This is a genomic window from Streptomyces roseirectus (assembly GCF_014489635.1).
GTDB lineage: Bacteria > Actinomycetota > Actinomycetes > Streptomycetales > Streptomycetaceae > Streptomyces > Streptomyces roseirectus.
Genome location: NZ_CP060828.1, coordinates 8,199,277 through 8,219,054 on the forward strand (window position 1 = coordinate 8,199,277; position 19,778 = coordinate 8,219,054).

15 protein-coding genes are annotated in these 19,778 nt (G+C 73.0%); 12 read left to right on the top strand and 3 right to left on the bottom strand.

Going from position 1 to position 19,778, the window contains the following annotated elements; translation table 11 throughout:
- The first annotated feature begins 19 nt into the window (after positions 1 to 19).
- The 8 genes from IAG44_RS35475 to IAG44_RS35510 are packed head-to-tail and all read left to right on the top strand — an operon-like array spanning position 20 to position 12,429.
- Positions 20 to 1,921, top strand: a complete 1,902-nt coding sequence (locus IAG44_RS35475; protein WP_187751160.1) for a non-ribosomal peptide synthetase — start codon at positions 20 to 22, stop codon at positions 1,919 to 1,921.
- A complete protein-coding gene (locus IAG44_RS35480) occupies positions 1,918 to 7,485 on the top strand; it encodes a type I polyketide synthase (protein WP_187751161.1) in 5,568 nt (1,855 codons plus the stop codon). The genes IAG44_RS35475 and IAG44_RS35480 overlap by 4 nt, the downstream gene beginning before the upstream one ends.
- Positions 7,482 to 8,342 carry a 3-hydroxyacyl-CoA dehydrogenase family protein gene (locus IAG44_RS35485; protein WP_187751162.1) on the top strand — a complete coding sequence of 287 codons (861 nt, stop codon included), beginning with the start codon at positions 7,482 to 7,484 and terminating at the stop codon, positions 8,340 to 8,342. The genes IAG44_RS35480 and IAG44_RS35485 overlap by 4 nt, the downstream gene beginning before the upstream one ends.
- A gap of 1 nt (position 8,343) precedes the next feature.
- On the top strand, positions 8,344 to 8,598 hold the full coding sequence (locus tag IAG44_RS35490; protein ID WP_187751163.1) for an acyl carrier protein: 255 nt from the start codon (positions 8,344 to 8,346) through the stop codon (positions 8,596 to 8,598).
- Positions 8,591 to 9,718, top strand: coding sequence for an acyl-CoA dehydrogenase family protein (locus IAG44_RS35495; protein ID WP_187751164.1), 1,128 nt, complete (start codon positions 8,591 to 8,593; stop codon positions 9,716 to 9,718). Before IAG44_RS35490 ends, IAG44_RS35495 begins: the two co-directional genes overlap by 8 nt.
- Positions 9,703 to 10,803: an HAD-IIIC family phosphatase gene (locus tag IAG44_RS35500; RefSeq protein ID WP_187751165.1), complete on the top strand. Its 1,101-nt coding sequence runs from the start codon at positions 9,703 to 9,705 to the stop codon at positions 10,801 to 10,803. Before IAG44_RS35495 ends, IAG44_RS35500 begins: the two co-directional genes overlap by 16 nt.
- 42 nt (positions 10,804 to 10,845) lie before the next feature.
- Positions 10,846 to 11,547, top strand: a complete 702-nt coding sequence (locus IAG44_RS35505) for an alpha/beta fold hydrolase (RefSeq protein WP_187751166.1) — start codon at positions 10,846 to 10,848, stop codon at positions 11,545 to 11,547.
- A gap of 18 nt (positions 11,548 to 11,565) precedes the next feature.
- Entirely contained in the window at positions 11,566 to 12,429 is an 864-nt protein-coding gene (locus IAG44_RS35510; RefSeq protein WP_187751167.1) for an MBL fold metallo-hydrolase, read from the top strand.
- 56 nt (positions 12,430 to 12,485) lie between these two features.
- Here IAG44_RS35510 and IAG44_RS35515 read toward each other — a convergent pair whose 3' ends face one another.
- The 3 genes from IAG44_RS35515 to IAG44_RS35525 all read right to left on the bottom strand — a co-directional run bounded on the left by IAG44_RS35515 (position 12,486) and on the right by IAG44_RS35525 (position 17,245).
- Positions 12,486 to 13,664 carry a pyridoxal phosphate-dependent aminotransferase gene (locus IAG44_RS35515; RefSeq protein ID WP_187751168.1) on the bottom strand — a complete coding sequence of 393 codons (1,179 nt, stop codon included), beginning with the start codon at positions 13,662 to 13,664 and terminating at the stop codon, positions 12,486 to 12,488.
- A gap of 35 nt (positions 13,665 to 13,699) precedes the next feature.
- A complete protein-coding gene (locus IAG44_RS35520; protein WP_187751169.1) occupies positions 13,700 to 15,427 on the bottom strand; it encodes a hypothetical protein in 1,728 nt (575 codons plus the stop codon).
- A gap of 273 nt (positions 15,428 to 15,700) precedes the next feature.
- Positions 15,701 to 17,245: an AMP-binding protein gene (locus tag IAG44_RS35525; protein ID WP_187751170.1), complete on the bottom strand. Its 1,545-nt coding sequence runs from the start codon at positions 17,243 to 17,245 to the stop codon at positions 15,701 to 15,703.
- Positions 17,246 to 17,560: 315 nt separating this feature from the next.
- Here IAG44_RS35525 and IAG44_RS35530 point away from each other — a divergent pair, with 315 nt between their 5' ends.
- The 4 genes from IAG44_RS35530 to IAG44_RS35545 all read left to right on the top strand — a co-directional run bounded on the left by IAG44_RS35530 (position 17,561) and on the right by IAG44_RS35545 (position 19,757).
- Complete coding sequence (locus IAG44_RS35530; RefSeq protein WP_187751171.1) at positions 17,561 to 17,989, top strand: hypothetical protein; 429 nt, start codon at positions 17,561 to 17,563, stop codon at positions 17,987 to 17,989.
- The gene (locus tag IAG44_RS35535; RefSeq protein ID WP_187751172.1) at positions 17,986 to 18,693 is read left to right on the top strand and encodes an RICIN domain-containing protein; all 708 of its coding nucleotides are present in this window, start codon (positions 17,986 to 17,988) and stop codon (positions 18,691 to 18,693) included. The genes IAG44_RS35530 and IAG44_RS35535 overlap by 4 nt, the downstream gene beginning before the upstream one ends.
- Positions 18,694 to 18,932: 239 nt before the next feature.
- Positions 18,933 to 19,520, top strand: a complete 588-nt coding sequence (locus tag IAG44_RS35540; protein ID WP_187751173.1) for a TetR-like C-terminal domain-containing protein — start codon at positions 18,933 to 18,935, stop codon at positions 19,518 to 19,520.
- Positions 19,521 to 19,574: 54 nt separating this feature from the next.
- On the top strand, positions 19,575 to 19,757 hold the full coding sequence (locus IAG44_RS35545) for a hypothetical protein (protein ID WP_187751174.1): 183 nt from the start codon (positions 19,575 to 19,577) through the stop codon (positions 19,755 to 19,757).
- The last annotated feature ends 21 nt before the right edge of the window (positions 19,758 to 19,778 follow it).

A 19,778-nucleotide genomic window follows, 5' to 3' on the forward strand; every position in this document is an offset into this window, starting at 1 on the left:
TCGCGGGAGAGGAACAGTGATGACATCTGCGACGGCACACGAGACCGGCACCACCACGATCCGCCACCTCGACCGGCTCCTGCGCGAGCAGGACGCACGCAGGCCAAAGGCCCCGGCGATCCTCGCCCCCGGCCTGCCCGCCCTGACCTACCGGGCCCTGCTCAGGCAGGCCGAGCGCACGGCGCGGGACCTGGCGGCGGCGGGCGTCGCCCGCACCGACCGCGTCGCGATCGCCCTGCCGGGCGGGCCGTGCGCGGCGACCGCGCTCGTCGCCGTGGCCCGCGCGGCGACCGCCGCCCCTCTCGACCCGGCGGGCCGGGCCCGGGAGTTCGACGCCCTGTTCACCGACATGGACGTCCGCGCGGTCCTCGTCCAGCGCGGCACCGACAGCCACGCGGCGGCCGTCGCCAGGGCCCAGGGCCGCCTCGTCGTCGAGCTGGTGCCGGACGCCGGGGGAGCGGCCGGCGAGTTCGCCCTCGTCCCCGACACCCCCGCCCCCGCGCCCGACCCCCGCACCGGCGACCCCGACGACACCGCGTTCCTCATGCACACCTCGGGGACGACCGGACGCCCCAAACTCGTCCCCCAGAGCCACGCCCTGGTCTGCGCGTCCGCCCGCAACATCGCGGCCAGCCTCGACCTCGGCGAGGCCGACCGGTGCCTGAACGTCCTGCCGCTCTTCCACGGGCACGGACTCATGAGCCCGCTGCTGGCGACCCTGTGGGCCGGCGCGAGCGTCGTCTGCCCGCCCGCCTTCGACGCCGCCGCCTTCCCGGACTGGCTGCGGACGTTCGAGCCGACCTGGTACACGGCGGTCCCGGCCATCCACCAGGCCGTCGCGGGCGTCCTCGCCGGACACCCCGACGCCCGGAGTGCCGGCCTGCGTTTCGTGCGCTCGGCGTCGGCCCCGTTCCCGGAGCGGCTGCGCGAGGCGCTGGAGGAGGCCACGGGGGCCGTCGTCATCGACTCCTACGGCATGACGGAAGCCTGCTCGATCATCACCAGCAACCCGCTGCCGCCCCGCGCCCGCAAACCCGGCTCCGTCGGCGTCTCCGTCGGCAACGAACTCGCCGTGCGCGGCGAGGACGGCACGTTCCTCCCACCCGGCGAGGAGGGCGAGATCGTGCTGCGCGGCGAGACCGTCATCAGCCGCTACGACGACAACCCCGAGGCCGACGCGAAAGCCTTCACCGACGGCTGGTTCGGCACCGGGGACAGCGGCTACCTCGACGAGGACGGCTACCTGTTCCTCACCGGCCGGCTCAAGGAGATCATCAACCGCGGCGGCACCAAGGTCTCGCCCGTCGAGGTCGACGAGGTGCTGCTCGCCCACCCCGACGTCGTGGAGGCCGCGGCCTTCCCCCTCCCGCACGCCACCCTCGGCGAGGAGGTGGCCGCCGCCCTCGTCCTCGCCCCCGGCGCCCACCCCACCGACGAGGCCCTGCACGACTTCCTCGCCGCCCGCCTCGCGGAGCCGAAGATCCCCCGGCGCCTCTTCCGCGTCGAGCGGATCCCCCGCACCTCGACGGGCAAGATCCAGCGCTCCGGACTCGCCGCCCACCTGGAACGCCCCGACGCGGCGCACCCGGCCGCGCCCGGCACGGACCTGGAGAGCGCCGTCGCCGCCGTCTGGTGCGAGCTGCTGGGCCTCGAACAGGTCGGCGTCCGCGACCACTTCTTCGACCTGGGCGGCAACTCCCTGCTCATCCGGCGGGCCCAGGTCCTGCTCAAGGAGACCACCGGCCGGGACGTGCCCGTCGTGGAGCTGTTCGCCCACCCCACCGTCGAAACGCTCGCCGCCCACCTGGCCGCGGCGGACGGGGCCGACGAGCCGGACGAGGGCCGGGCACGGGCGGAAGGAAACCGACGGCTGGCGCTCCAGCGCGCGCAGCGCCGACAGCAGACGGAAGACGAGATATGACAACGGGCCTGGAGATCGCCATCGTCGGGATGGCCTGCCGCTATCCCGGAGCCGCCAACCCGCGGGAATTCTGGACGAACCTGCGCGACGGCGTCGACTGCGTCACCCGCTTCACCGACGACGAACTCCGCGCGGCCGGCGTCCCGCGCGCACTGCTGCGCGACCCGGACTACGTACGGGCGCGCGGAGTGATCGACGGCCACGACCTCTTCGACGCGGAGTTCTTCAACATCCCCCCGCGCGAAGCGGAGTTGATGGACCCGCAGCACCGGCTCTTCCTCGAATGCGCGTGGGAGGCCCTGGAGGACAGCGGCTACGCCGGGACCCGCCGCCCCGCCGCCACCGGCGTCTACGCGGGCGCCTACGAGAACACCTACCGCCGCCACGTCCTGTCCGACCCCGCGACGGTGGAGTCCGCCGGCTGGCTGCTGACCCACCTCAGCGGCGAACGGGACTACCTCGCCACCCGGACGTCGTACAAGCTCGACCTGCGCGGCCCCGCCCTGACCGTCCAGACCGCCTGCTCGACCTCCCTGGTCGCCGTCCACCTCGCCGGCCAGGCACTGCTCAGCGGGGACTGCGAACTCGCCCTCGCCGGCGGCAGCACCGTCCGCGCCCGGCAGACCGAGGGCTACCTCTTCGAACCCGAGGGCATCCTCTCGCCCGACGGACACACCCGCGCCTTCGACGCCGACGCCCGGGGCACCGTCTCCTCCAGCGGCGTCGGCGTCGTCGTCCTCAAACGCCTGGAGGACGCGGTGCGCGACCGGGACACCGTGTACGCGGTCGTGCGGGGCACCGCCGTCAACAACGACGGGGCCGCCAAGGTCGGGTTCAGCGCCCCCAGCGTGACCGGACAGGCCCGCGCGATCCGCGCCGCCCACCTGATGGCCGAGGTCGACCCCGCCACGATCGGCTACGTCGAGGCCCACGGCAGCGGCACCTCGCTGGGCGACCCGATCGAGATCGAAGGGCTCACCCGGGCGTTCCGCGCCGCAGGCAGCCACCCGGCGGGGCCGCGCCCCATCGGCTCCGTCAAGACGAACATCGGGCACACCCACGCCGCCTCCGGGGTCGCCGGGCTCATCAAGACGGCCCTGGCCCTGCGCCACCGGCAGATCCCGCCGAGCATCGACTACCGCAAGCCCAACCCGGACATCGACTTCGCCCGCTCCCCCTTCCACGTCGTCACCGAACTCACCGACTGGAAGACGGACGGCACCCCCCGCCTCGCCGGGGTCAGCTCCTTCGGCACCGGCGGCACCAACGCCCACGCCGTCCTGGAGGAGGCCCCCGCCCGCCCCGAGACACCCTCCCGGCGGCCCTGGCGGCTGCTGCCGCTGTCCGCCCACACGGAGACAGCCCTGGACACGGCCACCGACCGCCTCGCCGCCCACCTGCGCGACGCCACCGCACCGCTCGCCGACGTCGCCTACACCCTCCAGGTCGGACGCGCCCGCTTCACCCACCGTCAGGCGCTGGTCTGCGCCGACGCGGACGACGCCGCCGAGGCCCTGGAGACCCGGGCACCGCGCCGGCTCCTGCGACAGAGCAGCCGCCCGGCCGGCGAACGCCCCGTCGCGTTCATGTTCTCCGGCCTCGGCGACCAGTACCCGGGCATGGCGCGCGAACTCTACGCGTCGGAGCCGGTCTTCCGCGCCGAGATCGACCGGTGCGCGGACCTCTTCCGCCCCCACCTCGGCATCGACCTGCGCACCCTCCTGCACCCCGACACCGCGCCCGCCCCCGCCACCGGCGGTGGCCTGGACCTGCGCGCCATGCTCGGCCGGGGCACCGCCCCCGCCGCCGAACTCGACCGCACCCTCTACGCCCAGCCCGCCATGTTCATGGTCGAGTGGGCGCTGGCCCGGCTGTGGACGGACTGGGGGATCCGCCCGCAGGCCATGCTCGGCTACAGCATCGGCGAGTACGTGGCGGCCTGCGTCGCCGGAGTCCTGACCCTGGAGGACGCCTGCCTCCTGGTCGCCGCCCGCGCCCGCCTGATCGAGGAGATGCCGGGCGGCGCCATGCTCGCCGTCGCCCTGCCCGAACACGAGGCGTCCGCGCTGGACGACCGGCTCTCCGTCGCCGCCGTCAACGGCCCCGCCCTGACCGTGCTCGCCGGCACCACGGACGCGGTCGCCGCCCTGGAGGAACGTCTCACCGGGGACGGCGTCGCCGCCCGCCGGCTCCAGACCACGCACGCCTTCCACTCGCACATGATGGAACCGGGCCGGGCACCGCTCACCGAACTGACCCGCACGGTGACCCTGAACCCGCCCACGATCCCCTACCTGTCCAACGTCACCGGGACCTGGATCACCGACGAGCAGGCCACCGACCCCGCCTACTGGGCCCGCCACATGTGCGAGACCGTCCGCTTCGCCGGCGCCGTCGAGGAGCTGTGGCGCTCGCCCGGCCGGATCCTCCTGGAGGTGGGCCCCGGACAGGCGTACAGCAGCCTCGCCCTGCAACTGCTCCCCGAGGGCGCGGACGGCGACCGCATGTCCCTGTCCTCGCTGCCCGCCGCCCACGACAGCACGCCCGCCGCCCGGTTCCTGCTCACCTCGCTGGCCCGCCTCTGGCTGGCCGGCGTCGAGCCCGACTGGGACCGCGTCCACGCCGGCGAGAGCCCGGGGCGCGTTCCGCTGCCCACCTACCCCTTCCAACGCCGCCGGCACTGGGTCGACGACACCACCGCCCCCGGACACACCCCGCGCCCGGAGCGGGCCGAGGCCGCGTCGATGGCCAGGCGCGAGGACCTGGCCACCTGGTTCTCCGTCCCCTCCTGGACCTCCACCGCGCCCCTCGACCCCGTGCACGACGACGACCTGGCCGCCGAGCCCCGGCGCTGGCTGCTGTTCCTCGACGACCACGGCACCGGACAGCGGATCGCGGAGCGGCTGCTGCGGGCCGGGCACGACGTCACCACGGTCGTGCGGGGCGAGGAGTTCCGGCGGCTCGCCGAGGGCCGCTTCGCCGTCGCGCCCGACCGCCGGGAGGACTACGACGCGCTGCTGGGCGCGCTGACCGCCCCGCCGGAGACGGTCGTCCACCTGTGGACCGTCACCGGCGAGACCCCGGCCCGCCCCACGGCCGCGCACTTCGACGAACTCCAGCGCCGGGGCTTCACCAGCCTGCTGCTGCTCACCCAGGCGTGGGGCGCCCGGGGCGACGACGCCCCCCTGCACCTGGCCGTCGTCTCGGACGGTCTGAGGCAGGTCACCGACGGCGACGTGGTCGTCCCCGCCAAGGCGACGGTCACCGGACCCGTCACCGTGGCACCGCAGGAGCACCCCGGACTCACCGCGCAGAGCATCGACGTCGCGGGCGGCGCCCCGGACGTCGACCGCCTCCTCACCGAACTCGTCCGCCGGCCCGCCGACCCCGTCGTCGCCCACCGGGGCCGCGGCCGCTGGACGCCGCGCTGGGAACCCGTGCGCCTGGAGCAGCCCGCGCGGCCCCCCGCGCGGATCCGGGAGCGCGGCGTCTACCTGATCACCGGCGGGCTCGGCGGCATCGGGCTGACGCTGGCCGAACACCTCGCGCGCACCGCACGGGCCCGCCTGGTCCTGATCGGGCGCTCGCCCCTGCCCGCACGGGAGGAGTGGGCGGACCTGCTCGCCGCGCAGCGGAACCCCGGTGACTCCGAGGACGAGACCGTGGCGCGGATCCGCAAGGTCGTGGCCCTGGAGGAACTGGGCGCCGAAGTGCTGGTCCTGGCGGCGGAGGTGACCGACGAGGAGCGGATGCGGGCCGCCGTCACCGAGGCCACCGCCCGCTTCGGGCCCGTCCACGGCGTGATCCACGCCGCCGGGGTCGCCGGCGGCGGCGTGATGCAGCTCAAGCGCCCCGAGGCGGCCGACGCGGTCCTGGCGCCCAAGGCGCGCGGCGCCCTCGTCCTGGACGCCGTCCTGGGCGAGACGCCGCTCGACTTCCTGCTGCTGTGCTCCTCCACCATCGCCTTCAGCGGGGGCCTCGGCCAGGTCGACTACTGCGCCGCGAACGCCTTCCTCGACGCCTACGCCCAGCACCGGTCCGCTTCGGGCGGCCCGTACACGGTGTCGGTGAACTGGGACGCCTGGCAGGAGGTCGGCATGGCGGCGAAGGTCGTCGGCCGCACCCCGGATCCGCGCGCCCTCGCCAACCCCCTGCTCCACACCTGCCTCGTCGACACACCGGACCTCGCGATCTACGCGGCGCGGTTCGCCAGCCCCCGCGACTGGCTCGTGGACGAGCACCGCATGCTCGGCATCTCCGTCATCCCCGGCACCGCCTACCTGGAGATGGCGCGGGCGGCGGCGGCCGACCGGGGCCTGGGCGACGCGGTCCGCTTCGAGGACGTCCTGTTCCTGGCGCCGGTGGTGCTCGGCGACGGCCAGGAACGCGAGGTCCGCGTGGTCATGGAGAAGACGGCCGACGCGTACCGGTTCTCGGTCGTCAGCGCGGACGGCGAGCGCTGGAGCGAGCACGTCACCGGCCGCGTCCTGCCCCTTCCGGACCCGGACACCCGGCCTCTGTACTCGGCCCCCGACCTGGTGGCACGGCACGCCCTGCGCGACGCGGGCGAGGTCAGCCACGACGGGCCGATGACCTTCGGACCGCGCTCGCAGTGCGTGGAACGCGTCTGGACGGGCGACGGCGTGGCCCTGGCCCGGCTGTCGGTGCCGGAACGCTACGGCGAGGAGGTGGCCGCGCTCGGCCTGCACCCCTTCCTCCTGGACATCGCCACCGGATTCGCGAGCCTCTACCTCGAAGCCGACTACCTGATGCCCCTGCGCTACCGGGCCATCGACGTCCTCGCGCCCCTGCCCGCCCGCATCCACAGCCTCCTCACCCACCGAGGCGGCCAGGAGGGCCGGGAGGGCACCCGCGAAACCCTCTCCTTCGACGTGACCCTCTTCGACGAGGACGGCCATGTCCTGCTGAAGGCCGAGGAGTTCGTCATGAAGCGGGCCCGCGCCCTCGACACGAAACTGCCGGCCCTGCGCGACGGCCGCTCCGACGAGGTCGGCGCCTACGCCTACCCCGAGACCCGCACGGACGCCGAGCGCGGCGACAACGCCTTCCTCGCCCACCTGGAGACCGGCATCCGGCCCGCCGAAGGCGCCACCGCCTTCGCACGCCTCCTGGCCCGGGAGCTGTCGCCCCAGGTCGTCGTCGCGACCAAGGACCTCGCGGCGATCGTCACGAACGTCGGCGCCCTCGGCACCGCCGCCGAGGAACCCGCCGAGAACCGCGCCCCGGCCCCGGCCCACCCCAGGCCCGCGCTCGCCACGGCCTACGTCGCCCCGCGCGACGACGTCGAGCGGGCGCTCGCCGAGCTGTGGCAGGACCAGATCGGCGTCGCCGAGGTCGGCGTCCACGACAACTTCTACGAACTCGGGGGCCATTCGCTGCTCGGCATCAAACTCCTGGCCCGCCTGCGGGACACCCTGCACGTCCAGGTCGCCCTGCAGTCCCTCTTCGACAACCTCACCGTCGCCGAACTCGCCGCGGTCGTCGCGGCGCGGCTTCCGCGCGGAACACAGCAGCAGAACCAACAGGACGGGAGTCTGACGTGAGCCGGGTCGGTGTGGTGGGCGCGGGTGTCATGGGCGGCGGGGTCGCCCAGAACCTGGCGACCGCCGGGCACGAAGTCGTTCTGATCGACGTGAGCAAGGAGGTACTGGACCGCTGCGCCGAGCGGATCCGCAACGACCTGCGCTTCAGCCGGCTGCTCCCCGGGGCGGCCCCGACGGCCGTGGACGCCGCCCGCGCGCAGGAGGCGATCACCTTCACCACCGACTACGGGGCCCTGGCCGACGCCGACTTCGTGGTCGAGAACATCACCGAACGCTGGGACCTCAAGGCGCGGGTGTACCCGGTGCTCGACGACGTGTGCCCCGAACGCACCGTGTTCGCGGCCAACACCTCCGCCATCCCCATCACCCGGATCGCCTCGCTGACCCGGCGCCCCGCCAACGTGCTGGGCATCCACTTCATGAACCCGGTGCCCCGCAAACCCGTCGTCGAGCTGATCCCCGGCCACCACACCTCGCCGCAGGCCGTCGGCACGGCCCAGGAACTCCTGGCGAGCATGGGCAAGACGGGCATCGTGGTGAACGATTCCCCGGGGTTCGTCTCCAACCGGGTCCTGATGCTCACCATCAACGAGGCGGCGTTCCTCGTCCACGAGAACGTGGCCACCCCCGAGGACGTCGACAAGGTCTTCACCTCCTGCTTCGGCCACCCCATGGGCCCGCTGGCCACCGCGGACCTGATCGGCCTCGACACGATCCTGTACAGCATCGAAGTCCTCCACGAGAGCTTCGCCGACAGCAAGTACCGACCGTGCCCCCTGCTCAAGAAGATGGTCGACGCCGGACTCCACGGCCGTAAGACCCAGCAGGGGTTCTTCTCCTACGCCTTGGAGGTCTGACATGACGGCAGCGGTGGGACCGGAGATAGCGAAGTTCCTGGCCGGCAGCTTCCCGAACCTGGACATCGGTGACGACGACGACCTCTTCGACGGGGGCATCGCGAACTCGCTGTTCACCATCCAGCTCATCATGTTCGTCGAGAAGCGCTTCGCGGTGCAGATCCCCAACGAGGATCTGGAACTGGACAACTTCCGGACCGTCACGGCCATGACCAAACTGGTCGAACGGCTGACACAGGCGCGCTCGGATGTCTGACCGCCCCCACGGCAGGGAGGAGTTCCGGGCCGCCGTCGACGCCGAGATAGCCCCCCGCGCGGCCCGGTTCGACCGCGACCAGTCCATCCCCGGCGACGTCCTGCGGCGCATGGGCGAGCTGGGCTGGTGGGGGGCCATCCTCCCGCCCGAGACCGGCGGCGCCGGTATGGACATGGTGACCCTGGGGGAGCTGCACGAGGAGGTCGGCCGGGGCTGCTCCTCCGTCCGCAGCCTCCTCACCGTCCACTCGATGGTGTCCTACGCGGTCTCCCGCTGGGGCAGCGACGAGCAGCGGGCCCGCTGGCTGCCCCGGCTGGCGCGCGGCGAGACCATCGGCGCCTTCTGCCTCACCGAACAGCGGGCGGGCAGCGACGTCGCGAACATCGCCGCCACCGCCGTCCGCCAGGACGACGGGAGCTATGTCCTCGACGGCGGCAAACGCTGGACGACCGGCGGGCAGATCGCCGGCCTCCTGCTGGTGTTCGCCCGCACCGGACGCGGCATCTCCGCCTTCCTCGTCGAACGCGACACCCCGGGCGTCGAGGTCCGGCCCGTCCACGACATGCTGGGCACCCGGGGCAGCATGCTCGCCGAGATCGATTTCCGGGACTGCCGTCTTGGCCCCGGCGCCCTCCTCGGCCCCGACGGCTTCGCGCTCGCCACGGTCGTCACCGGCGTCCTCGACATCGGCAGGTACAGCGTCGCCTGCGGCTGCGTCGGCATCCTCCAGGCGTGCCTGGAGGCCGGCGCCCGCTTCACCGCCGAGAAGGGCACCCGCACCCAGCCGCTCAGCGAACACCAGCTGATCCGGCAGATGCTCACCCAGACCGTCACCGACGTCACCGCCGCCCGGCTGCTGTGCCGGCAGGCCGGCGAACTGAAGGACCGGCAGGACCCGCAGACCATCATGGCCACCTGGATCGCCAAGTACTTCGCCTCGACCGCCGCAGCCCGCGCCGCGAGCGACGCCGTACAGATCCACGGGGCCGCCGGCTGCGCACCGGACCACCCCGCGCAGCGCTACTACCGCGACGCCAAGGTCATGGAAATCATCGAGGGCAGCACCCAGATCCAGCAGATCAAGATCGCAGAGGAGGCGTACAGGTGGACAGCCAGGTAACCGCGCCGGCCGTCCCCGGAGGCCGGCGCGAGACCCCCCGGGACAAGCCGCGCCGGGGCCGGATCAAGTGCGTGGTGTGGGACTTGGACGAAACGCTCTGGGACGGCGTCCTCCTGGAGGACGGCGAGGTCACCCCGAGGCCGGCCGTCGTGGAACTCATCAAGGAACTCGACGCGCGCGGCATCCTCCAGTCCGTGGCCAGCAAGAACGACCACGACGCGGCGGCCGAACAACTGGAGGCGTTCGGACTCGCCGAGTACTTCCTGCACCCCCGCATCGGCTGGGGCCCCAAGTCCGACTCCGTCGCCGACATCGCCGCCGCCCTCAACATCGGCGTCGACTCCCTCGCCTTCGTCGACGACCAGGAGTTCGAACTGGCCGAGGTCGCCTTCCACCACCCCCAGGTGCTGTGCGTCGCCGCCGCCGAGATCGCCCAGGCCGTCACCGGATGGGAGGAGTTCCGGCCGAGGTTCATCACCGACGAGTCCCGCAACCGCCGCTCGATGTACCGCAGCGCCATCGAACGCGACCAGGCGGAGGAGGCCGCGAAGACGACCGGCGAGGACTTCCTCGCCACCCTCGGCATGGTCTTCACCATCAGCGAGGCCGCCGAGGAGGACCTGCGCCGGGCCGAGGAACTGACCGTGCGCACCAACCAGTTGAACTCCACCGGCCAGACCTATTCCTACGACGAACTGAAAGAGCTGTGCGACTCCCCGGACCACCTCCTGCTCGTCGCCGAACTGGAGGACCGCTTCGGGCTGTACGGGAAGATCGGCCTCGCCCTCGTCGAGACCGGCGGACCCGTCTGGACGCTGAAACTGCTGCTCATGTCCTGCCGGGTGATGTCACGCGGGGTCGGCGCGGTCCTCCTCAACCACGTCATGACCCTCGCCCGCGACAACGGCGCGAAACTGCGGGCGGAGTTCGTCGAGACCGGACGCAACCGCATGATGTTCGTGACCTACCGGTTCGCCGGCTTCAAGGAGGCCGGCACCAGCGGCGACGCGACCCTCCTCGAAGCGGACCTGACCCGGGTCCAGCCGGCCCCCGACTACCTGGTGGTCACCCCGCCCCGCACCTGACGGCCCGCCACCCACCCCCGCGCAGAACGGATCGAGAACCTGATGGCAACCTTCGTACTGGTCCACGGCGCCTGGAGCGGTGCCCACGACTTCCGCAAGGTCCGCGGCCCGCTGCGCGCGGCCGGCCACGACGTCTACACGCCGAGCCTGACCGGCGTCGGGGAGCGGGTGCATCTCGCGAGCCCGCAGGTCGGCCTCACCACGCACATCGCCGACGTCGTGAACTGCGTCCGCTACGAGGACCTGGACGAGATCGTCCTGCTCGGCTTCTCCTACGGCGGCTGCGTCATCACCGGCGCCCTCGAATACATCGCCGACCGCGTCCGCCACCTCGTCTACCTCGACGCCTTCGTGCCTGACGACGGCGAGGCCGCGGGCCTGCCCGGCGGGGCGAGCGCCCCGCGCGTCACCGGCCTCGGTGACCCCTGGCTGCTGCCCGCCCCGATCCGCGAGTTCGACGACCCCGAGACCGGCGCGTGGATCACCGCACGGCGTACCCCGCAGCCGCTGGGCACCTTCACCGAACCCGTCCGGCTGACCCGCCCGCTGGAGGACTACCCGTTCACCCGGACCTTCATCAAGGCCACCGGCGAACCCCGGCCCGAGCCCCCCGGCCCCTTCTGGACCGCCGCCGACCGGGTCTCGAAGTCCCCGGCCTGGCGCTACCGGGAGATCGCCACCAACCACATGATCCCCAGCAACAGGCCCGAGGAACTGGCGGAACTGCTGCTCGAACTCGTCTGACCGGCCGAGGAGACGAAGATGACCACCAAGCCGTGGGTGTGCGAGACGTGCGGGAACCACACGTACACCGAGGAGGCCGCGCCGCCCGACGAGTGCGTGATCTGCGAGGACGACCGCCAGTGGGTCCCCGCCGGCGGCCAGCGCTGGACCACCCTCGACGCGATGGCGGACGGCGGCTACCGCTCCGTGGTGCGCGAGGTGGAACCCGGCCTCCTGGGCGTCGGCGCCGAACCGATGATCGGCATCGGCCAGCGCGGGCTGGTCCTGCGCACCGACGCGGGCAACGTCATGTGGGACCCGTCGCCCTACCTCGACGAGGCCGCCGTCGACGCCGTCCGGCAGGCCGGCGGGCTGAGCGTCGTCACCGCGAGCCACCCGCACTTCTACGGGGCGATCGTCGAGTGGGCCCGCCTCTTCGACGCGCGGATCCTGCTGCCCGAGGTCGACCTGCACTGGCTCTCCCGCCCCGCCTCGGCCGAACCCCTCGTCAGCCCCTGGGCGGACAAGGTCCCGCTGGCCGACGGCGTGACCCTCGTCCAGTGCGGCGGCCACTTCCCCGGCAGCGCCGTCCTCCACTGGGCCCAGGGCGCGGACGGCCTCGGGGTCCTGCTGACCGGCGACACCATCAACATCTCCCCCGGCGAGGACCGGGTCGCCTTCCTCTACAGCGCCCCCAACCGCCTCCCGCTGCCCGAGCGCGGCGTGCACGGCGTCATCGAGGCCGTGCAGCCGTATTCCTACGACCGGATGTACGCCCACTGGTGGGCTCCGGCGATCCGCCGGGACGCGCAGCGGATCCTCAAGGAATCGACCGACCACTATCTGAAGTTCGTTCGCGGTGACGCGCCGGAATGGCTCACCGAGGGGCACCATCACCACTGACGAGGGCCGGATTTCTTGACGCGGTCACGTCCCCGGGGGCGTGACCGCGTCGAGGGTTACGCGCTCGTCAGATTGGCGAGTCGGTTCACGGCCTCCGTCAGGACGTCGGTCCGCTTGCAGAACGCGAACCGGACCAGGCTCCGGGCCTCGGCGTCGGGGGACTGGTAGAAGACCTGGTTGGGGATGGCCGCCACCGCGCACCGGCGGGGCAGATTCCGGCAGAACTCCAGGCCGTCCGCGCCGTTCGTATCGCCGAGGCCCTGGATGCTGGTGGTGACGAAGTACGTGCCGTCCGGCGGGTAGACCGTGAAACCGGCCGAACGCAGCCCGTCGGACAGCAGGTCCCGCTTGTGCCTCAACTCCCGCCGCAGGCCGTCGAAGTAGTCGTCGGGCAGCCGAAGCGCCTCGGCGATCGCGTACTGGAACGGCCCGCTGGACACATAGGTCAGGAATTGCTTCGCCGTCAGGACCGCCGAGACCAGGTCGGCGGGACCGGTGACCCAGCCGACCTTCCAGCCCGTGAAGGAGAACGTCTTGCCGCCCGAGCTGATGGTGAGCGTCCGCTCCCGCATCCCCGGCAGCGTGGACACCGGGACGTGCTCCACGTCGTACACGAGGTGTTCGTACACCTCGTCGGAGATCACCAGCAGATCCCGCTCCACCGCGAGATCCGCGACGAAGGCCAGCTCCTCCCGGGTGAGGACCGCCCCGGTCGGATTGTGCGGCGAGTTGAGCAGCAGGATCCGCGTCCGCGGGGTGACCGCCGCCCGCAGCGCCTCCAGATCGGGACGGAAGCCCGGTGGACGCAGAGGGACCGCGACGTGCCTGCCGCCCGCCATCGCCACGCACGCCGCGTACGTGTCGTAGGTCGGCTCGAAGGCGATCACCTCGTCACCGGGCTCGATCAGCGCGAGCAGCGCCGCGGCGATCGCCTCCGTCGCGCCGGCCGTGACCAGCACTTCGGCGCCCGGGTCCAGGGTGATCCCGTAGAACCGCTTCTGATGCTGCGCCACCGCCTCCCGCAGCTCGGGGATCCCCCGGCCCGGCGGGTACTGGTTCCCCCGGCCGGCCAGGACGGCGTCGGCGGCGGCGCGGGCGATCTCGGCGGGGCCGTCCGTGTCGGGGAATCCCTGGCCGAGGTTGATCGAACCGGTTTCGGCGGCGAGGCCGGACATCTCGGCGAAGATCGACGTACCGGCGTTGGCGAGGCGGCTGTTGACGTGGGTGAGGGGCATGGACGCGTCGTTTCCTTCCGTGCGGTGGTGTCTGCTCAGCGGCGGTGGATCACGTACAGCTTGCCGCCGTGGTAGGCCGCGCCACCGGCGTCCAGGGCGGGCAGGCCCTCCTCGCCGGCGGGCGCGTCGATGCCGCCCCAGCCGCCGGCCTCGGTGCGGGCGCCGAGGCGCAGTCTGCCGTCGGCGCCGCGCGCCAGGAGGAGCGGGCCGAGGTCGGGGTGAGCGACGAGGGTGGGGCTGCGCTGGGTGAGGAGGTCGTGCGCGGGGGCGTGGGTCTGCCAGGCGGCCGGGTTCGTGGGCGCGCTGCTGTAGCTGACGTGGACCTTGTCGTCGAGGCCGCGGTGGGCGATCCACAGGGCGGTGCCGGCGGCGGTGTCCGTGGCTGTGTCCGTGGAGACGAGCGCGGGGGCGCTGTCGCTCGCGGAGTCGTCGAAGCGGTGGGTGAAGTCGCTCGTGTGGTCCTTGTCGAGGCGGTCGACGTGCGTCCGTCCGCCGTGGTCGCGGTGGGCGATCCACAGGTGGCCGTCGTGCGAGGCGATGTCCGGCGACACCGGGCTGTCCCAGCCGTCCATCCGTACCTCCCGGGTCCACGCCGAGCCGTCGAAACGGCTCCACAGGACCTCGCCGTCCGGCGTCGTGTGGAAGGCGTACAGCAGGTCCTCGTGGACGGTGAGCGCCACGCGTTGCCGGCTTCCCGAGCGGCCGACCGGCACGGGGGTGCGCCACACGCCGGCGCGCAGCCGGCTCCACATCAGCCGGTGGTCGCCGGGGCGGGCGAAGACGAGGTGCAGGTCGCCCCGGTACGAGGCCAGGGAAGGGGCGGTGACGCTCGGCAGGCCCAGGGGGACGGGGGCGCTCCATCCTCCGTCGGCTCGGTAGGTGGCGTATTCCAGGTCGCCCGAGGGGGAGGGGGGCCGCTCCCCGGTGTACCTGAGCCGTGGCGCCGGGTTCTTGAGATCAAGCGCCAGGTCGCGTCGGTGGTGGTGCACGGTGGTGGCGGCGCGGGGGAAGACGAAGCGCAGGGGGATCTCCGGGGGGTCGTCGGCGCAGATGGCCCTGAGCAGGACGAACAGCTTCATGACCGCCCAGGCGATGCCGACGTGGACCTGTCCGGGGGCGAGGTCGCCGGGGGCCAGGTCGGCGACCGCCGCGTCACAGGCACGGGTGAGGTCGTCGAGCGCGCGGATGAGGTCGGTGTTCTGTTCCGTTCGGCTGTGGGTGGTGAAGGAGACGTGGGTGGAGGCGGGAGCGTCGAAGAGGAGTGTGGAAGAGGGGTCATGACCGGCATGAAAGTCGACAAGTTCCCATGTCGCCCGGAACGACCCCCCTTCGGCCCCGCCACCGTGGGACACCCCGGCGAACCCGACGACCCCGAACCCCGCCCCCCGCACCCCGGCGACGAACTCCTCCGACCACAGGGGCTCACCCTCCGCCAGGGCCTCCGTGCTGAGGAAGGAAACATTCGCGCAGACGACCGCCTCCTCAGCCACCTCCCGCGCACAGGCCCGCAACTCCGCGAGACCGTACCCGGACGTCACCGGAAGCTCCGCCAGCTCCACCGGCACAACACCGAGCCGATGACCACGCGCGGCGACGGCCTCACGATAGACCCGCCCCCAGTCACCTATCTCCTCCTCTGCCAGAACCCCCCGCAGAACATCCAGCAGCAGCCCCTCCAGTTCCGTCGGCACCTCCCCGACCCGCAGCCGATCAGCCCCATGCAGCGCCGCCCCGACCAGCACGTTCCCGTGCCGACACCCCACCAGACCTCCCTCTCCGCCCAACACCCCCCGAAGCCGTCCCACCCGTTCCCCGGCCGTCGTTTCCCTGCTGTTGGACATGCACTCCCCTTCTCCTCCGACACCTCCACCCCTTCCACCGTCCCCAAGACCCTCCCCGCCCTCACCCCGAACCCGGCCAGTCCCTCCCAGTCCGTCAACTCCACGCCCGCACCCGGCCCCGGGGAGGGGGACGCCTGCCATAGGCGTTGACCGCCGCCGCCTCTTTCGAGGCGGCGGCCGGACTCGCGTCACTTCCTAGTTGACGTCCCGCTCCCGGCCCTCCCAATAAGGCGCGCGCAGGAGGAACTTCTGGATCTTGCCGGTGGCGGTGCGGGGGATCGAGTCGCGGAACTCGACGCTGGTCGGGGCTTTGAAGCCGGCGAGGTGTTCCTTGCAGTGGGCGATGATGTCGGCTTCGGTGACGTCGGAGCCTTCCGCGCGGACGACCAGGGCCTTGACGGTCTCGCCCCATCTGGAGTCGTCGGGGACGCCGATGACGGCGACTTCGGCGACGCCGGGGTGGCTGAAGACGGTGTCCTCGACCTCGATGGAGGAGACGTTCTCGCCGCCGGTGATGATGACGTCCTTCTTGCGGTCGGAGATGGTGAGGTGGCCGTCGGCCGCGTCGAGGGTGCCGCCGTCGCCGGTGTGGAACCAGTCGCCGTCGAGGGCCTGGGCGGTCTCTGCGGGCTTGTCCCAGTAGCCGTCGAGGACGACGTTGGAGCGGGCCAGCACCTCGCCGGAACCGGAGAGTCGGAGGCGGACGCCGAGGGCGGGGAGGCCGGCGCGGGAGAGCTTGCGGGCGCGGTCGCGGGGCGGGAGGGCGGTGTCCTCGGGGCGCGTGCGGTTGAACGTCAGCAGGGGCGACGTCTCCGTGAGGCCGTAGATCTGCGTGAACTCCCAGCCCAGTTCCTCCTCGACGCGCTGGATCAGCCGGCTCGGCGGCGGCGCCCCCGCGCACACGATCCGCACCCGGCCCCGGCCGGGGATCTCCCCGGCCCAGTCCGCCGCCGCGTTCAGCACCGTGCCCCACACCGCCGGCGCCCCGCACATCAGCGTCACCCCGTGCGCCTCGACGCGGCGCAGGATCTCCGCGCCGTCGACCTTGCGCAGGACGACCTGCTTGGCGCCGAGCCCGGCCATCACGTACGGCATGCCCCAGCCGTTGCAGTGGAACATCGGGAGGGTGTGGAGGTAGATGTCGCCCTCCCAGGCCCGCGTGTGCAGCCCGAACGTCAGCCCGTTGACCCAGATGTTGCGGTGGGTGAGCTGAACTCCCTTGGGGCGCGCGGTCGTTCCGGACGTGTAGTTGATCGTCGCCGTCGCGTCCTCGTCCGGCGCCGACCACGGCCGGGGCGCCACACCGAACCGCATCAGCTCGGCGTCCGTCTGCTCCCCGAGCACGAACCGGTGCGGGACGGCGATGTCGGCGGCCAGAAAGGCGAGTTCGGGGTCGACGAGCAGCACCGAGGCGCCGCTCTGCTCGACGACGTACGCGATCTCCTCCTGTTTCAGCCGGAAGTTGACGGGCACACAGATCCGCCCGCTCATCGGCACGGCGAACAACAGCTCAAGCAGCCGGGCCGAGTTGTGGCTCACCACCGCGACCCGCTCGCCCTCGCCCACGCCGAGCCGGTCGAACCCGGCCTGCCAGGCGCGCACCCGTTCGGCGAGTCCGCCGTACGTGTCCGCCGCGACCGGCGGCGCGGGCTGGTCCGGCTCGTCGATCACGCCCGGACTCCCGGCGAAGCCCAGCTCCGCGCGGTCCAGGAAGTCCGCGATCGTCATCGGAACACGCATCGCTTGTCCTCACTCCCCATCGGTGAACGATGTCCCTGATGCTCCCCGCCCGGGGCGGGGGCGACGCCTGTCGCGCCGACCGCTCAACAGGCCGGGCGCCGGGGAGGTGACGCGCCGGGGTCCGCCGGACGGGTGCCTGCCCTTCAGATGACGCCAGAAGTCACGGAGTCGTCGAGGCCGAAGGTGTGACGTATGCCGCCGCCCGTTGTGAATATCGGAGTGGGTGTCGACCGGTGCCCGGTTCCCACGCCTGTCCCGCCGGGGCGGGCGGGGCTACCGTGGGGAGGTCGGGCGGGGACGACGAGGGGGGATGGCGTGCTGGACGAGACGATGACCGCGCTGGCCGCGTCGGTGGGGGCGGGGGTCGTGCAGGCCGCCGGGACGGACGCCTGGGCGGGGTTCAGGGACCGGCTGGCCCGGGTGCTGGGCCGGGCGGACCGGGAGGCCGTGCAGGCGGGGCGGCTGGAGCGGACGGCGGCGGAACTGGCCGAGGCCGGACCGCCGGGCGCGGACGGCGAGGCGCGGGCCAGGCACAGCACGGTCTGGCGGACCCGCACCGAGGATCTGCTGGAGGACCTGCCACCCGGCGAACGGGCCTTGGTCGCGGGGGAGTTGCGCGCACTGCTCGACGAGGCCGCACGGGCGTCGCGCGGGGGCGTCACGGGCAACGTCTTCCACGGCGCGGCGGCGGTGCAGTCCGGCGACGGCAACGTCCAGGTGAACCGGTTCGGCTCCCGCCCGTGACCGCCGGGGACGACGGCCCTCGCGGGGACGTCTACCGGGGCCCCGCCGCGCGGCAGCACGGCGACGGCAACCTCCAGATCAACGTCCACGAGCACCGCGCCGGCATCCTCGCCGCCTGCGCGGTCGCCCTGGTGTGCGTGGCCACCGTCATCGCCGTCCTCGTCGCGGGCGACCCCGGCACCGGGGCGGCCGGCCCGGCTTCCGTGACACCGACGCCGACGCCGGCCCCGGCTACGAACCCGGCCACGGACCCGGCGCCGGGCGCGGGCGGCGGCACGGACCGGTCGGGGCTCACCGGACGGCTCGTCAACGACGGCAGCGGCCTGTGCCTGACGGCCCCCGGCACCGAGGACGACGTCCCGGTCCAGGACACCTGCACAGGCACCCCCGACCGGACCTGGACGCTCGCCGCGCAGGACACCGCCGCCCGCACCGTGCGCAACGCCCGCAGCGGCCGGTGTCTCGCCGTGGCCGGCACGGAGAACTTCGCCCCCGCCCGCCAACTCGACTGCGCCGTACGGCCCGACGCGCAGCACTGGGAACTCCTGTGGGGCACCGGCCGTCACGCGGGCCACTTCATGCTGCGCAGCACCCGCAACGCCAAGTGCCTGGCCGCACCGGGCGCCGAACCGGCCCGGCCCGCCGTGCAGACGTCCTGCGGCGAGGACTACGCCGACAAGTGGTGGCACATCGCCGCGAGGTGAACCTGCCCCAGGTCTTCACGCGGAGGCCAGGGCGGACCCGGGGAGTCGGTGGGCCCGCCCTGGCGTGATGCGGGCCGCGTTCAGGGGCGATCCGCATCTGTGGGGGGATACCGGGCGTAGTGATGTGGGGGGTGCCCGGCGCCTGTGAGACAGTATGTATCGAAGCTGATCTATGAGTCAAGACGTCTCATAGATGCGACAGTCCCGCGATCACCCGGAGTGCATCTCGAAGGAGGCCCATGCCCAGCGAAGACCCCCGCGAAGACCCCCGCGCCCGCCGCAGCCGCACCGCCGCCCTGGCCGCCGCCGCCCAACTCCTCGGCGAGGGAGGCCCGGAGAACGTCACCCACGCCGCCGTCGCGGCCCGCGCGGGCGTCGGCCGTGCCACCGTCTACCGGCACTGGCCCGACCTGCGCTCCCTCCTGCTCGCCACCCTCGCCGGCTCCGCGCCGCCGCTGCTGGTCCTCGGCGACGGGCCCGTGCGCGACCAGCTCGTCGACCAGCTCATCACCCGCGCCCACTGGCTCAACCAGCCCGTCTCCGCGTCCGTCGTCGCCACCGTCGTCGAACGCGCCGAACGCGACGCGGCCGTACGGCGGTTGCGCGAGCGGATGTTCGGACGCGGGGACGCGCACCTCGCCCAGGCCCTCGCCGTCGCCGTCTCACGCGGCGAACTGCTGCCGGGCGCCGAGCAGCAGGCCCGGACCATCGTCACCCACCTCCTCGGGCCCCTCCTGTTCCGCCGCTACATGCTCGGCGAACGGCTGGACGCCGCGGCGGTGGAGACGGAGGTGGACCGCGCGCTCGCGCCGTGGCTGGCCGCGTGAAGGAAACGCGGGTGCGCGCGGTGTTCGGCGACGAACGAAGACGCCACCGAGGCCATGGGCGGACGCCGGCTCAGCCCCGCCGAGAGCGTGCGGGCACTCGGCGAGGCCATCGACGTCATCCGGCGGGGCATCCGGGCCGCCGACGAGCGCGGCGCGCTCCGGGGCGACGGCGCGTACTACCAGGTCAAGGGCGCTGAACGAGGGCCCGCCCCCGCCCGCGACGTCCCCGGTCCGTGACGTCCCCGGTTCACAACCTCG

Bases quoted from the DNA above. Each gene is read 5' to 3' on its own strand.
- IAG44_RS35475 (WP_187751160.1), top strand. From the start codon at position 20: ATGACATCTGCGACGGCACACGAGACCGGCACCACCACGATCCGCCAC.
- IAG44_RS35480 (WP_187751161.1), top strand. From the start codon at position 1,918: ATGACAACGGGCCTGGAGATCGCCATCGTCGGGATGGCCTGCCGCTAT.
- IAG44_RS35490 (WP_187751163.1), top strand. From the start codon at position 8,344: ATGACGGCAGCGGTGGGACCGGAGATAGCGAAGTTCCTGGCCGGCAGC.
- IAG44_RS35495 (WP_187751164.1), top strand. From the start codon at position 8,591: ATGTCTGACCGCCCCCACGGCAGGGAGGAGTTCCGGGCCGCCGTCGAC.
- IAG44_RS35505 (WP_187751166.1), top strand. From the start codon at position 10,846: ATGGCAACCTTCGTACTGGTCCACGGCGCCTGGAGCGGTGCCCACGAC.
- IAG44_RS35510 (WP_187751167.1), top strand. From the start codon at position 11,566: ATGACCACCAAGCCGTGGGTGTGCGAGACGTGCGGGAACCACACGTAC.
- IAG44_RS35515 (WP_187751168.1), bottom strand. From the start codon at position 13,664: ATGCCCCTCACCCACGTCAACAGCCGCCTCGCCAACGCCGGTACGTCG.
- IAG44_RS35525 (WP_187751170.1), bottom strand. From the start codon at position 17,245: ATGCGTGTTCCGATGACGATCGCGGACTTCCTGGACCGCGCGGAGCTG.
- IAG44_RS35540 (WP_187751173.1), top strand. From the start codon at position 18,933: ATGCCCAGCGAAGACCCCCGCGAAGACCCCCGCGCCCGCCGCAGCCGC.
- IAG44_RS35545 (WP_187751174.1), top strand. From the start codon at position 19,575: ATGGGCGGACGCCGGCTCAGCCCCGCCGAGAGCGTGCGGGCACTCGGC.